The 12,909-nt window shown below is 69.3% G+C and carries 10 protein-coding genes; 5 read left to right on the top strand and 5 right to left on the bottom strand.

The window, feature by feature from the left end; translation table 11 throughout:
• Positions 1-16 precede the first annotated feature (16 nt).
• Both OHB49_RS27250 and iolC read right to left on the bottom strand, forming a co-directional pair.
• Positions 17-904, bottom strand: a complete 888-nt coding sequence (locus tag OHB49_RS27250) for a Cgl0159 family (beta/alpha)8-fold protein (protein ID WP_329163695.1) — start codon at positions 902-904, stop codon at positions 17-19.
• On the bottom strand, positions 901-1,947 hold the full coding sequence (gene iolC, locus OHB49_RS27245; RefSeq protein WP_329163693.1) for a 5-dehydro-2-deoxygluconokinase: 1,047 nt from the start codon (positions 1,945-1,947) through the stop codon (positions 901-903). The genes OHB49_RS27250 and iolC overlap by 4 nt, the downstream gene beginning before the upstream one ends.
• A 134-nt stretch (positions 1,948-2,081) precedes the next feature.
• Here iolC and OHB49_RS27240 point away from each other — a divergent pair, with 134 nt between their 5' ends.
• The 3 genes from OHB49_RS27240 (at position 2,082) to OHB49_RS27230 (ending at position 3,920) form a co-directional block, all read left to right on the top strand.
• Positions 2,082-3,032: a sugar phosphate isomerase/epimerase family protein gene (locus tag OHB49_RS27240; RefSeq protein ID WP_329163691.1), complete on the top strand. Its 951-nt coding sequence runs from the start codon at positions 2,082-2,084 to the stop codon at positions 3,030-3,032.
• Between the two features lie 85 nt (positions 3,033-3,117).
• Positions 3,118-3,501 carry a peptidoglycan-binding domain-containing protein gene (locus OHB49_RS27235; protein WP_329163689.1) on the top strand — a complete coding sequence of 128 codons (384 nt, stop codon included), beginning with the start codon at positions 3,118-3,120 and terminating at the stop codon, positions 3,499-3,501.
• 221 nt (positions 3,502-3,722) lie between these two features.
• Positions 3,723-3,920 (top strand): helix-turn-helix transcriptional regulator, encoded by a 198-nt coding sequence (locus OHB49_RS27230; RefSeq protein ID WP_030935124.1) that lies wholly within the window; start codon positions 3,723-3,725, stop codon positions 3,918-3,920.
• 111 nt (positions 3,921-4,031) lie between these two features.
• On the opposite strand, the gene OHB49_RS27225 is transcribed toward OHB49_RS27230, so the two are convergent.
• Entirely contained in the window at positions 4,032-5,078 is a 1,047-nt protein-coding gene (locus OHB49_RS27225; protein ID WP_329163688.1) for a zinc-dependent alcohol dehydrogenase family protein, read from the bottom strand.
• A 304-nt stretch (positions 5,079-5,382) separates the two neighbouring features.
• On the opposite strand from OHB49_RS27225, the gene OHB49_RS27220 reads away from it, so the two are divergent.
• Both OHB49_RS27220 and OHB49_RS27215 read left to right on the top strand, forming a co-directional pair.
• Positions 5,383-5,691: a heavy-metal-associated domain-containing protein gene (locus OHB49_RS27220; RefSeq protein WP_030977090.1), complete on the top strand. Its 309-nt coding sequence runs from the start codon at positions 5,383-5,385 to the stop codon at positions 5,689-5,691.
• A 147-nt stretch (positions 5,692-5,838) separates the two neighbouring features.
• Positions 5,839-8,241 (top strand): heavy metal translocating P-type ATPase, encoded by a 2,403-nt coding sequence (locus tag OHB49_RS27215; protein WP_329163685.1) that lies wholly within the window; start codon positions 5,839-5,841, stop codon positions 8,239-8,241.
• A 511-nt stretch (positions 8,242-8,752) separates the two neighbouring features.
• Here the strand turns inward: OHB49_RS27215 and OHB49_RS27210 are convergent.
• Both OHB49_RS27210 and recD2 read right to left on the bottom strand, forming a co-directional pair.
• Positions 8,753-10,042 (bottom strand): citrate synthase, encoded by a 1,290-nt coding sequence (locus OHB49_RS27210; RefSeq protein WP_030935925.1) that lies wholly within the window; start codon positions 10,040-10,042, stop codon positions 8,753-8,755.
• Between the two features lie 129 nt (positions 10,043-10,171).
• On the bottom strand, positions 10,172-12,472 hold the full coding sequence (gene recD2, locus OHB49_RS27205) for an SF1B family DNA helicase RecD2 (protein ID WP_329163683.1): 2,301 nt from the start codon (positions 12,470-12,472) through the stop codon (positions 10,172-10,174).
• Positions 12,473-12,909 lie beyond the last annotated feature (437 nt).

Genomic DNA, 12,909 nt, shown 5'->3' with positions numbered 1-12,909 from the left:
CGTCCCTGCTCTCTCGCTACAGCAGCGCCACGGCTGTGTCGACAGCTCCGGCCACATCGCCGTCGACCGGATAGAGCAACGACCGCCCGACCACCAGCCCTTGGACGGTGGGGAGTCGGAGCGCCCTGCGCCATTTCTCGTACGCACCCTCCTGGTCGCCGCCCACCTCGCCGCCCAGCAGCACGGCAGGCAGCGTCGATGTCTCCATCACGCGCGCCATGTCGTCGGGGTTCTCGGTGACGGGGACCTTGAGCCAGGTGTACGCGGAGGTGCCGGCCAGCCCCGAGGCGATGGCGATCGACGTGGTCACCGCCGCCGCGCCGAGGTCGTTGCGGACCTTGCCGTCGACACGGCGGCAGAGGAACGGCTCGACGAACACCGGCAGCCGGTGCGCGGCCATGGCGTCGATCGCGCGGGCGGTGGCATGCATCGTGTCGAGGGAACCGGGATCGTCGTAGTCGATACGGAGCAGCAGCTTGCCCGCGTCGAAACCGAGCCGGGCGAGGTCGTCGGGGCGGTGGCCGGTGAAGCGGTCGTCGAGTTCGAAGGATGCGCCCGCGAGTCCGCCGCGGTTCATCGAGCCGACGACGACCTTGTTCTCCAACGCGCCGAGAAGCAGCAGGTCGTCGAGGATGTCCGCGGTGGCGAGGACGCCGTCGACGCCGGGGCGGGAGAGGGCGAGGCAGAGCCGCTCCAGCAGCTCGAACCGGTTGGCCATGGCCAGTTCGTGCTCGCCGACGGCGAAGGAGCCGCGGGCCGGGTGGTCCGCGGCAATGATCATCAGGCGGCCGCTGTCGCCGACGAGGGGCCGCCTTCGGCGCCGGGCGGCGGCCTCGGTGACGGCCTCGGGGTGGCGCACACGCAGCCGGACGAGGTCGGAGACGGAGGAGGCCGCGGGCGTCATGAGCCCGCCCCGGGTTCACCGGCGGTGACGGCGCCCCGGACGAGCGCCTCTTCCACCTCGTACGGGAACGGCATGGCCGGCGAACAGGCGAGCCGGGACGCGACGATGGCGCCGGCGGCGTTGGCGTACCGCATGACGCGCTCGGTCTCCCAGCCGGCGAGCAGCCCGTGACAGAGCGCACCGCCGAACGCGTCTCCGGCGCCGAGACCGTTGACGACCTCGACCGGCAGGGGCGGGACGTCGGCGACGGTGCCGTCGCGGTGGACGGCGAGGACGCCCTTGGGGCCCTGCTTGACGACGGCGAGCTCGACCCCGGCGGCGAGCAGGGCGCGGGCGGCCGGGTACGGCTCGCGCTCCCCGGTGGCGATCTCGCACTCGTCGAGATTGCCGACGGCGACGGTGGCGTGCGCAAGGGCCTCGCGGTAGCGGGCGGAGGCAATGGGGTGGCCGGGGTGGTCCGCGATGGGGTGGCCGGGGTCGTCGGTCCAGAACATCGGGCGCCAGTCCAGGTCGAAGACCGTGAGGGGGCCGGGTCCCTGCCCGCCGGCCGACCGCTCCCGGGCCTCGCTCCGGGCGCGCAGCGCCGCCAGCGTGGCCGTGCGGCTCGGTTCCGCGCACAGGCCGGTGCCCGTCATCCAGAAGACCCGGGCCGCGCGGATCGCGTCCAGGTCGAGTTCCGTTTCGTGGATCTCCAGGTCGGGCGCCTTGGGCTGCCGGTAGAAGTAGAGCGGGAAGTCGTCCGGCGGGAAGATCTCGCAGAAGGTCACCGGGGTCGGATACGCGTCGACCGACGTCACCCATCGGTCGTCCACCCCGAACTCCCGCAGCTGCTGGTGGAGATAGTCCCCGAACGCGTCCCGGCCGGTGCGTGTCACCACCGCCGTCCGCCTGCCGAGCCGGGCCGCCGCGACGGCCACATTGGTCGGTGAGCCACCGAGAAACTTTCCGAACGTGTCGACCTGAGCCAGCGGCAGACCGGTCTGAAGCGGGTAAAGGTCAACCCCGATCCGCCCCATGGTGATCACGTCGTACATCTCAGGCATACGCGTCCCTTCGACCGGCGACCGGAGCGGCTGCCCCCAGGTCTAGCCCTCTCTCGGGAACCCTGTCAACATTTTGTCCGGACATAAGGACGAAGCCTTGACACCCGTCTCCCGAGGCCGGGAGTGTGAGCGATATGACCTCTTCAGCATCCGCTCCGGCCCGCATCCGTATCGGCTCGGCACCCGACTCCTGGGGGGTCTGGTTCCCCGACGATCCGCAGCAGGTGCCGTGGCAGCGCTTCCTCGACGAGGTCTCCGAGGCCGGTTACGAGTGGATCGAGCTGGGCCCCTACGGCTACCTCCCGACCGACCCGGCCCGCCTGACGGACGAGACCCGACGCCGCGGTCTCACCGTCTCCGCGGGCACCGTTTTTACCGGATTGCACCATGGACCGGACGTCTGGGACCGGACCTGGGCGCATGTCGCCGACATCGCGGCGCTCACCCGGGCCATGGGCGCCGAGCATCTGGTGGTCATCCCGTCGTTCTGGCGCGACGACAAGACCGGTGAGGTTCTGGAGGACCGCACGCTCACCGCGGAGCAGTGGCGCGACCTCACCACCCAGACGGAGCGGCTGGGCCGCGAGGTACGGGACCGGTACGGGCTGCGCATCGTCGTCCATCCTCATGCGGACACCCATGTCGACAGCGAGGAGAACGTCAGCCGGTTCCTCGACGCCACGGACCCCGACCTGGTCTCGCTCTGTCTCGACACCGGTCACTACGCCTACTGCGGCGGTGACAGCGTCAAGCTGATCGAGACCTTCGGCGAGCGGATCGGCTATCTGCACCTCAAGCAGGTCGCCCCGGAGATCCTGGCCCAAGTCGTGGCGGACGAGGTGCCGTTCGGACCCGCCGTGGCGCGCGGGGTGATGTGCGAACCGCCGAACGGCGTACCCGCCCTGGAGCCCGTGCTCGACGCCGCCCGCCGGCTGGACGTCGATCTGTTCGCGATCGTCGAGCAGGACATGTACCCGTGCCCGCCCGACAAGCCCCTCCCGATCGCCCGCCGCACCCGTGACTTCCTCCGCTCCTGCGGCACCCCGGTGCGGGCACCCGACACGCCGAACCGCCCGGGGAAGTGACGTGGGGGCGGATTGCGGTGTTGTTCTCGGCGAGAGGAGGGTGCGGCCCCACCGCACCCCTCGACCGGACAAGGAGCAACTCACCGTGATCCGAAAAGCGTTCCGCACCCCCAGGACTGCCGGGGCCTCGGCCCTGGCCGCACTCGCCCTCGCCGCCGCCCTCGTCGCAGCCCCGGCCGCCTCGGCCGCCGGGCGGGAGCCGGCACCGCCGCTCGCACCGCCCGGCGCCGGCGCGGTCTGCGCGTTCTACTTCGGCAACGAGCCGACCTTCTACGGCGATCAGGGCGACCGGGCCTCGGAGGTGCAGTGCCTGCTGGCCAACCGCCGCTATCTGCCGTGGAGTGAGGTCGACGGCACCTTCGGGCCGACGACCCTCGCCGCTGTCCAACGCTTCCAGGCGGACCACCCGCCGCTCATTCCGAGCGGCCTGGTCGGACCGCGAACCTGGTCGGCGCTCTGGAACGCTTAGTCGAATTCGACCCCAATGCACGCCTTCTGTCACAAAGATCACCTCCTCGTCACACATGTCTCCGTTACGCGGGTCTTCCGTCACAGGCGCTCGACAGCCCCTCTCCGCCGCTCACTCCGCGTCGTTCACCGAACACAGGCCGAGTGATCGTCGGCGTCGTGCGCACCGCGGCTCCCCCGACGACCCCCCGACTGCCGCTGCGGTGCAGAGAGGTGTCATTCATGACGGACAGAAGGCTCTGGTCCTACAAGGACATTGCAGCGCACATCCGGGTGCAGCCGGACACGGTCCGCTCGTACCGCAAACACGGGCTGCTTCCCGCACCGGACCATGTGGAGGGCGGTAAGCCCTACTGGTACGCGGACACCGTCCGCGCCTGGGTCGCGTCACGCCCGGGCAACCGGGGCCGCAGGGACTGACACCTCCTCCTTGTCGCCCCGTTTCCGTTCCGGCCCCGTCCGGCGATCGGCCTCCGTGATCCGCCGACGCCGTACGGGGCCTCCGTCTTCGCCGGGTCCGGGCGGGCGCGGCTACTGCGCCGGTTCGATGATCGTCACTCCTGCCCCGAGGGCCGTTCCCATCGCGGCGAGCGCCGCCGGGGCAGCGTCCAGCGCGATGGTGGAGGTCACCAGCAGGTCCGGGCGCAGGGTGCCGGCCCGCACCATGTCCATCATCGGCGGGTAGTCGTGCGCGGCCATTCCATGGCTGCCGAGGATCTCCAGTTCCAGGCCTGTCACCCGCGACATGGGGACGACGGGGTCACCGGCCGCCGTGGGCAGCAGACCCACCTGCACATGGCGGCCCTGCCACCGCAGGCTCCGGACCGAGGCGGCGCAGGTGACCGGGGAGCCCAGCGCGTCGAGCGACAGATGGGCACCGCCACCCGTCAGTTCGCGCACCGCTTCGCCCGCGCCGCCCGGATGGGCGGACGCGTCCACACACTCCACCGCTCCGAACGTCCGCGCCAGTTCGAGCGCGCGAGCCGAGACGTCGACGGCGACCACCCGCGCCCCACAGGCCACCGCGATCATGACGGCCGACAGCCCGACCCCGCCGCAGCCGTGCACCGCGACCCACTCGCCCGGACCCACCCTCCCCTGACCGACGACGGCCCGGAACGCCGTGGCGAACCGGCAGCCGAGACCTGCCGCCGTCGCGAACGACAGCTCTTCGGGCACGGCGACCAGATTGACGTCGGCCTGTTCCAGCGCCACGTACTGGGCGAACGAACCCCAGTGGGTGAAACCGGGCTGGGTCTGCCGCTCGCAGACCTGCTGGGCCCCGGCCGCGCAGGCGGAGCAGCGGCCGCAGGCGCAGACGAAGGGAACGGTGACGCGGTCGCCCGGTCGCCAGTTGACGACTGCGCTCCCGACCGCCTCGACCACACCGGCGAGTTCATGACCGGGCACATGCGGCAGGGTGATGTCCGGGTCGTGACCCATCCAGCCGTGCCAGTCGCTGCGGCACAGCCCGGTCGCCTCGACGCGGACCACGACGCCCTGGCCGGAGGGTGCGGGATCCGGCACGTCCCGCACCCCGGCGGTCTTCCCGAACTCCTCGAACACCACAGCCCGCATCGGCCCCGCCTCTCGTCCCGCCCACCGGCCTTCGCCCGGCCTTCCCTCGGACCGCCCACCGGGCCGGCCATCAGGTCGCCGAATCTACGCCCCGGCGGTGATCTTGTGGCCCGCCCGTCGCGTCGAAGCCGGTCGTCGACGCCGCCTGCTGGATTCCGCCGGATGGCCGACGCCACCCGCCCGAAAACGCGCCCATCTCGCATTCATACCCCCTAGGGGTATAAAGTATGAGTGTGGGGTGCACCAGCATTCCCGGGAGCCCCTGGCGTCACACCGAGACGTACGCGTCGAAGAGGAGAACACCATGACCACCGAGATCCAGCTCACCCAGGCCACCGGCTCCTGCTGCTCGCCGAGCGGCTCCTGCCACGACGGTACGGGCACCGAGGCCACGACGGGCGGGGTCACCACCGTCTACCAGGTGACCGGCATGACCTGCGGGCACTGCGAAGGCGCCGTCTCCCAGGAGATCTCCGGTATCGAGGGCGTCACCTCGGTGAAGGCCGTGGCCGCCACCGGCCAGGTGACCGTGGTCTCCGAGACGCCACTGACCGAGGACACCGTGCGCGCGGCGGTCGACGAGGCGGGTTACGAACTCGTCGGCCAGGCCTGAATACCGCCCCGGCCCCCTCAGCACTCCTGCGGCAGACCCGCGCAACCCCGCATCAATCTCACCACCCGCGCCACCCTTTACCGCCGGGCCGGACCGACCAGCAGATACTGGCAGGCACGGCCCGGTCGGCATTTCAGGAGTTCGGACATGTACAGCGCAACAGAGGCCGCGGCCCCGGCAGCCGCGAGTTCGGAGGCCGAGCTCGTGATCGGCGGGATGACCTGCGCCTCGTGCGCGGCCCGCATCGAGAAGAAGCTCAACCGGATGGACGGCGTCACCGCCACCGTCAACTACGCGACCGAAAAGGCCCGCGTCGAGTTCGGTGCCGGAACCCGGCTCGACGACGTGATCGCGACTGTCGAGAAGACCGGCTACACGGCGCAGCCGCTGCAGCGGCCCGCACCGACGCCGCCCGCCTCGCCTGTACCGCCACCCGCGACCGAGCGGACGCCTCCGGCCGACGACACGGGCCTCACCGAAAAGGCAGTCACCGACGCCGCAGACACCGAGGACACGGTGGACGCCACACCCCCCGCACGCCCCACAGAGACTGCGGACGCCGCGGACACCGACGCCGCCGACGCCCTCGCCGCGCTGCGTCAGCGCCTCATCGTCTCGGCCGTCCTCGCCGCCCCCGTCGTCCTCCTGGCCATGGTCCCCGCCTTCCAGTTCGACAACTGGCAGTGGCTCTCCCTCACCCTCGCCGCCCCCGTGGTCGTCTGGGGTGGCCTGCCCTTCCACCGCGCCAGCTGGACCAACCTCCGGCACGGCGCGGCCACCATGGACACCCTGGTCTCGATAGGCACCCTTGCCGCCTTCGGCTGGTCGCTCTGGGCGCTGTTCTTCGGCGACGCCGGCATGACCGGCATGCGGCACGGCTTCGACTTCACCGTCTCGCGCACCGAGGGCTCCTCCACGATCTACCTGGAGGTCGCCGCCGGGGTCATCACCTTCATCCTGCTGGGCCGCTATCTGGAGGCGAAGTCCAAGCGGAAGGCCGGTTCCGCCCTCCGCGCGCTGATGCATCTCGGCGCCAAGGACGTCGCCGTCCTCCGGGGCGGCACGGAGGTGCGCATCCCTGTCGACCGGCTGACCGTCGGCGACCGTTTCGTCGTCCGTCCCGGCGAGAAGATCGCGACCGACGGCGCCGTCACCGAGGGCGCCTCGGCGGTGGACGCGTCGATGCTCACCGGCGAGTCCGTGCCGGTCGATGTGAACGTCGGGGACGCCGTCACCGGCGCCACCGTCAATGTCTCGGGCCGCCTCGTCGTGCGCGCCACCCGGGTCGGCGCCGACACCCAGCTGGCACGGATGGCGAAGCTCGTCGAGGATGCGCAGAACGGCAAGGCCGAGGTGCAGCGCCTCGCCGACCGGATCTCGGCGGTGTTCGTCCCGGTCGTCCTGCTGATCGCGCTGGTCACCCTGGTCGTCTGGCTGCTTCTCACCAACGACGTGACGGCCGCGTTCACCGCCGCCGTCGCCGTACTGATCATCGCCTGCCCGTGCGCCCTCGGCCTCGCCACGCCCACCGCCCTCATGGTCGGCACGGGCCGCGGCGCGCAACTCGGCATCCTGATCAAGGGACCCGAAGTCCTGGAGACCACACGCCGTATCGACACGATCGTCCTCGACAAGACCGGTACCGTCACCACCGGCCGGATGACCCTCCAGGACATCCACGTGACGGCGGGCACCGACACGTCGCAGGCGCTGCGGCTGGCAGGCGCCCTGGAGCACGCCTCCGAGCACCCCATCGCCCAGGCCGTCGCCACCGGCGCCCGCGAGCGGACCGCAGCGACACTGCCCGCCGTCCAGGACTTCGTCAACGTCCCCGGACTCGGGGTGCGCGGCACCGTCGACGGCCATCAGGTCCTCGTCGGGCGCCCGAAGCTGCTCACCGACGCCGGAATCGGCGTCCCCGAGGCGCTGTCCGCCGCCCTCGCGGACGCGGCGGCCCGGGGTCGTACGGCCGTCGCCGTCGCCTGGGACGGTGAGGCGCGCGGTGTCCTCGGGGTCGCCGACGCGATCAAGGACTCCAGCGCGGCAGCAGTGGCCGAACTGCGGGCTCTCGGCCTGCGGCCGGTGCTGCTGACCGGTGACAACCGGGCCGTGGCGGACAGCGTGGCCCGTACCGTCTCCATCGACGAGGTCTACGCCGAGGTGCTGCCCGAGGACAAGGTGCACGTCATCGAGCGGCTGCAGGCCGAGGGACGTTCGGTCGCGATGGTCGGCGACGGCGTCAACGACGCCGCGGCGCTCGCCACGGCGGATCTCGGGCTGGCGATGGGTACCGGTACGGACGCCGCGATCGAGGCGAGCGACCTCACCCTCGTTCGTGGAGATCTGAAGGTGGCCGCCGATGCCATCCGGCTGTCGCGGCGGACACTGGCCACCATCAAGGGCAACCTCTTCTGGGCCTTCGGCTACAACGTCCTCGCCCTGCCCCTTGCGGCATTTGGCCTGCTCAACCCTATGATTGCCGGAGCGGCGATGGCGTTCTCATCGGTCTTCGTCGTGACGAACAGCCTGCGACTGCGCTCCTTCACATGATTTCCACAAAGAGATTTAGATCACATTGGTTTTGGGGTAACCATTCAGCAGGTTCGAGAGTCTTAGAGTGCGATGCCAAGGATGTCTTGGGGGACGTCCGGCGAAGCGTCTTGGGGGACGCTTCAGGCAAGCGTTGGCCGGGGCACGTGCACCGGGGAGCTTTGAGCGGCCCTCCCGTGCGTACGTACCCCGGCGGACCGCCATGAGAAACAGCGGTACAGCGCAGTGGTACGACGAGGAACACCCAGGAGCTTCGGCTCCCGCAGACGCCCGGCCGGATCCCGTGGGGGGAATCCGCTCCGGGATATGGGAAGCGCCTCGCTGTCGACCCGTGGGGGGATCGATGGCGGGGCGCTTCTCGCATTCTGTACGGATGCCCGCCGGACCGGGGCAGGCTCGCGGGCCCGGGCAAGCAAATCGCCCCGGACACCGCGCTCTGTGCGAAGCGCGGTACGCGGGGCGAAGGCAGCCGGCCGCCGAGGCCGGGGTGGTTCTGGGGGCGCTACGTAGCTCAGCGACCCTCGACCGGGACGAAGTCGCGCAGGACCTCGCCGGTGTAGATCTGGCGCGGGCGGCCGATGCGGGAACCCGGCTCCTTGATCATCTCGTGCCACTGGGCGATCCAGCCGGGGAGCCGGCCGAGCGCGAAGAGCACGGTGAACATCTCGGTCGGGAAGCCCATGGCCCGGTAGATCAGACCGGTGTAGAAGTCCACGTTGGGGTAGAGGTTGCGCGAGACGAAGTACTCGTCGGAGAGCGCGTGCTCCTCCAGCTTGAGCGCGATGTCGAGCAGCTCGTCGGACTTGCCGAGCGCCGACAGCACGTCGTGGGCCGCGGCCTTGATGATCTTGGCGCGCGGGTCGAAGGACTTGTAGACGCGGTGGCCGAAGCCCATCAGCCGGACGCCGTCCTCCTTGTTCTTCACCTTGCGGATGAAGGAGTCGACATCGCCGCCGTTGGCCTGGATGCCCTCGAGCATCTCCAGCACCGACTGGTTGGCGCCACCGTGCAGCGGGCCCCACAGCGCCGAGATACCGGCGGAGATCGAGGCGAACATGTTCGCCTGCGAGGAGCCGACCAGGCGCACGGTGGAGGTCGAACAGTTCTGCTCGTGGTCCGCGTGCAGGATGAGCAGCTTGTCGAGCGCGGAGACGACGACCGGGTCCAGCTCGTACTCCTGGGCGGGGACCGAGAAGGTCATGCGCAGGAAGTTCTCGACGTACCCGAGGTCGTTGCGCGGGTAGACGAAGGGGTGCCCGATCGACTTCTTGTACGCGTACGCGGCGATCGTCGGCAGCTTGGCCAGCAGACGGATCGTCGAGAGGTGACGCTGCTCCTCGTCGAACGGGTTGTGGCTGTCCTGGTAGAACGTGGACAGCGCGCTGACGACCGAGGACAGCATGGCCATCGGGTGGGCGTCGCGCGGGAAGCCGTCGAAGAACCGCTTGACGTCCTCGTGCAGCAGCGTGTGCTGGGTGATCTCGTTCTTGAAGGTCGACAGCTCGTCGACCTTGGGAAGCTCACCGTTGATGAGCGTGTACGCGACCTCGAGGAACGACGAGTGCTCGGCGAGCTGCTCGATGGGATAGCCGCGGTACCGCAGGATGCCCTGCTCACCGTCGAGATAGGTGATGGCGGATTTATATGCGGCGGTGTTGCCGTATCCGCTGTCCAGCGTCACCAGGCCGGTATTTGCACGGAGCTTCCCGATGTCGAAGCCCTTGTCGCCGACGGTGCTGTCGATCACCGGGTAGGTGTACTCGTCATCGCCGTACCGCAGTACTACAGAGTTGTCGCTCACGTCATCCCTCACCGACGTAGTGCCTCTTCTTCGAGGTTCCCTGACTGTCTCCACCCTCCCCCATTTGGCTCAGGAGAGTGCACTCGGGGTCGTCCATTGGACCTACTCACGGCACTCAGTGCCGCGAACTTACTCATCCTGCCCCCTTGACTCCGGTTCCGGAAGGCCTCCGTGATGTTTCCCACCGATTTGATCGATCATTTTTTCCGGGGATCCTCCGCCGGACCCTCCGCGCAACCGGTGATCCAGCGCCGTACAGCGTCTGCCTGCGGAAACTGTCCGGACCGCCTGGCCGATCGCCTGCCGTGAGCCGACCAGCACGACGAGCTTCTTGGCCCTCGTCACAGCCGTGTACAGCAGGTTTCGCTGGAGCATCATCCAGGCGCTCTTGGTGACGGGGACGACGACGGCCGGGTACTCGCTGCCCTGGGAGCGGTGAATCGTCATCGCGTACGCATGGGCCAGCTCGTCCAACTCGTCGAAGTCGTACGGAATCTCCTCGTCCTCGTCCGTCAGGACCGTCAGTTTCTGCTCGTCCAGGTCGAGCGAGGTGACGACGCCGACCGTGCCGTTGAAGACGCCGTTCTCCCCTTTGTCATAATTGTTGCGGATTTGGGTCACCTTGTCGCCGACACGGAAGACCCGGCCTCCGAACCGCTTCTCGGGCAGATCGGGGCGGCCCGGGGTGATGACCTGTTGCAGCAGGCCGTTGAGGTGGCCGGCACCGGCCGGGCCGCGGTGCATGGGCGCGAGGACCTGCACGTCGCGCCTGGGGTCGAGGCCGAATCTCGCCGGGATACGGCGCGCCGCGACGTCCACCGCGAGCACGCCCGCGTCCTCCGTCTCGTCCTCGACGAAGAGGAAGAAGTCGTCGAGGCCCTGGGTGAGGGGCGGCACTCCGGAGTTGATCCGGTGCGCGTTGGTGACGACGCCGGACTTCTGGGCCTGGCGGAAGATCGTCGTCAGCCGGACCGCCGGGACAGGGCCGCCCTCGGCGAGCAGATCGCGCAGCACCTCCCCCGCGCCGACCGACGGCAGCTGGTCGACGTCTCCGACGAGCAGCAGATGGGCACCGGGTGCCACGGCCTTCAGTAGCTTGTTGGCCAGCAGCAGATCGAGCATCGACGCCTCGTCGACGACGACCAGGTCGGCGTCCAGCGGACGGTCCCGGTCATAAGCCGCGTCCCCGCCCGGCTTGAGCTCCAGCAGCCGGTGCACGGTGGACGCCTCGGCCCCGGTCAGCTCGGACAGCCGCTTCGCCGCCCGCCCGGTGGGCGCGGCCAGAACGACCTTTGCGCGTTTGGCACGGGCCAGCTCGACGATGGAGCGGACGGTGAACGACTTCCCGCAGCCGGGTCCGCCGGTCAGCACGGCCACCTTCCGGCTGAGCGCGAGCCGGACGGCGGCCTCCTGCTCGGGGGCGAGCGTCGCCCCTGTACGGCCCGCCAGCCACGTCAGCGCCTTGCCCCAGTCCACGTCCTGGAAGGCGGGCATCCGGTCCTCGGGCGTCCGCAGCAGCCGCTGCACCTGGGCGGCGAGGGCGACCTCGGCACGGTGAAACGGTACGAGGTAGATGGCGGTGATCGGCTCGCCTCCCTCGGGCGACGGCACCTTCTCCCGTACAACCCCCTCCGGATCCTCGGCCAGTTCGGCGAGGCACTCGATGACCAGCCCCGTATCGACCTGGAGCAGCTTGACCGCGTCGGCGATCAGCCGCTCCTCCGGGAGGAAGCAGTGACCCTGGTCGGTGGATTGCGACAGCGCGTACTGCAGACCGGCCTTGACCCGCTCCGGGCTGTCGTGCGGGATACCTACCGCCTGCGCGATCTTGTCGGCGGTGAGGAAGCCGATGCCCCAGACGTCGGCGGCCAGCCGGTAGGGCTGGTTCTTCACGACGGAGATCGACGCGTCCTCGTACTTCTTGTAGATGCGGACGGCGATGGACGTCGAGACACCGACACCCTGGAGGAAGACCATGACCTCCTTGATCGCCTTCTGTTCCTCCCAGGCGGCGGCGATCATCTTCGTCCGCTTCGGCCCGAGCCCGGGGACCTCGACGAGACGCTTCGGCTGCTGCTCGATGATGTCGAGCGTGTCGACGCCGAAGTGGGTGGTGATCCGGTCGGCCATCACCGGGCCGATGCCCTTGATCAGCCCGGAGCCGAGATAGCGGCGGATGCCCTGGATCGTGGCGGGCAGCACGGTCGTGTAGTTCTCCACCGTGAACTGCTTGCCGTACTGGGAGTGCGAACCCCAGCGCCCCTCCATCCGCAGCGATTCCCCGACCTGCGCGCCGAGCAGCGAGCCGACCACCGTGAGGAGATCACCGCCGCCCCGACCCGTGTCGACGCGGGCGACCGTGTACCCGTTCTCCTCGTTGGCATAGGTGATCCGCTCCAGGACCCCTTCGAGGACGGCCATGTTGGACATGAGCCGACGGTATCGGGCGCCACCGACACTCCACACGCGCAGTCACCGGCTTCGGGCCCCTCCCCGCGCCGCCAGTCGCGCGCCCCTGCGTCCCGCGCGCGCTCCCCCCGGTCACTCCGAATAGGCCGACCGACTTTCATTACTCCCCGTTTCCATTCATTACGCGGGGCGAATAGCGGGGTTTCTTTGTGTGGTTCAGGGGCGATATACCCATGTCCGTTTTAGGACGATTTGATACTTCTGTCGTGTGATGTGGGCGATATGATGCGCGTCACCATGATGCGACTTAGTAGGACAAAGATCGCGCTTCATGGCCTGTTTGCGGCGATTTTGTCCACTGTTACCCAATCCCTGTACGTATTCAGATAGTAAAGAGGGTCATTGACCGGAAGTTTGAACTCGCTTAACAATTCTTGGCATCCCCACGGGAGAGGTAA

It is taken from the genome of Streptomyces sp. NBC_01717, assembly GCF_036248255.1.
Taxonomy (GTDB): domain Bacteria; phylum Actinomycetota; class Actinomycetes; order Streptomycetales; family Streptomycetaceae; genus Streptomyces.
This window is presented reverse-complemented; position numbering and strand designations above follow the sequence as displayed.